We start from the raw sequence: 1,266 nt of genomic DNA on the forward strand, positions 1-1,266 counted from the left end.
GAGTTTTTTCCACCCGAAGCATATCGGAGCCCAGATGATATGGTTCCGCAAGGGCTATGTCGAGTATTTAATGCCGCTCGAAATACCGGCAGGAGCGCGAATAGAATCGCTTGAGCTATCGATGGAAATGTGTTCTGAAGCACCAAACTATGACAACAATTGGCCTTCTGATATTTCCCTGTGGGTTAATGGCGTGGAGATTGGCATGTGGACGTGTCCCGGTGATTTTGGAGACAGGCGCGGCAAGCTGAATCCTGCCTGGTGGTATGAGTGGTCTACCCAGTATGGGTTGCTCAAGACCTGGCGAGTAGATAAAGAGAAGACTGCGCTGGATATGGAGAAGGTTTCCTCGGTTACACTGGATCAGCTCAACCTGCAAAACAGCCACAAATTGCGTTTGCGGATCGGAATTAAGCCAGATGCGGTGCATCAAGGTGGGCTCAACCTGTTCGGAAAGCAATTTGGAGATTATGATCAGAATATCAAAATGACTGTGAATTATGTCATGGATTGAGATATTGGTGAAATGGATAGGCTTTAGTTGCAGGTGCTCTGTAGCTAAAGCCTTATTCAGTTTATTAGTTACATAAAATTAACTTGAAAGCGTTGACATTAAAAATGCATCACTATATAATCCCCTAAAGATACAATAATAGTGTAACAAATCGATTTTATTGTTTGTATTTCGAAGCGGAGGTAAAGGATGACGATCGGACCTACAGATGATAGCAATGCACTGTAAAGTCATCAGGCTAAGGTGACTAATTATATATCAAAGGATAGGTGGAAACCGTATGACTACAAACGCTTATATCAAAAGTTATCCAAGGCCGCAATTTGTCCGTAAAGAGTGGCTGGATTTGAATGGGGTGTGGGATTTCGCCTTCGACGACGGCAAAGTGGGTGAAAGCGAGCAATGGTATCATCATTTTCCGAAGGGAGCCAAAATCCTCGTACCTTTTACTTATGAAACCAAGGCAAGCGGGATCGGAGTCGAGACCTTCCATCCGGTGGTCTGGTACTGCAGGAGCGTGAAGGTCCCGCAGGAGGCAATAGCGAAAAGGACAATTCTACATTTTCAGGGTGTAGATTATAAAGCGAAATGCTGGGTGAACGGATTTATGGCTGGTGAGCATGAAGGAGGTTATGCTGCGTTTTCTTTCGACATCACACCCTATATCACTTACGACTCGGAGAATAGCATCGTGCTTAAAGTGGAGGAAAGTCAGAGCTGCACGCAGCCCCGGGGAAAGCAGCGTTGGGTGG

At 45.6% G+C, this 1,266-nt stretch carries 1 protein-coding gene and 1 pseudogene; both read left to right on the plus strand.

The window, feature by feature from the left end; genetic code table 11:
• Positions 1-514, plus strand: a pseudogene (locus GRP75_RS27285) (transcriptional regulator); the annotation flags it as partial.
• A gap of 280 nt (positions 515-794) precedes the next feature.
• Positions 795-1,266 (plus strand): sugar-binding domain-containing protein (locus GRP75_RS27290; RefSeq protein ID WP_337194282.1); only part of this gene is annotated, 472 nt, incomplete at its 3' end.

This window comes from Paenibacillus sp. OT2-17 (assembly GCF_009827695.1).
GTDB classification, from domain to species: Bacteria; Bacillota; Bacilli; order Paenibacillales; family Paenibacillaceae; genus Paenibacillus; species Paenibacillus polymyxa_B.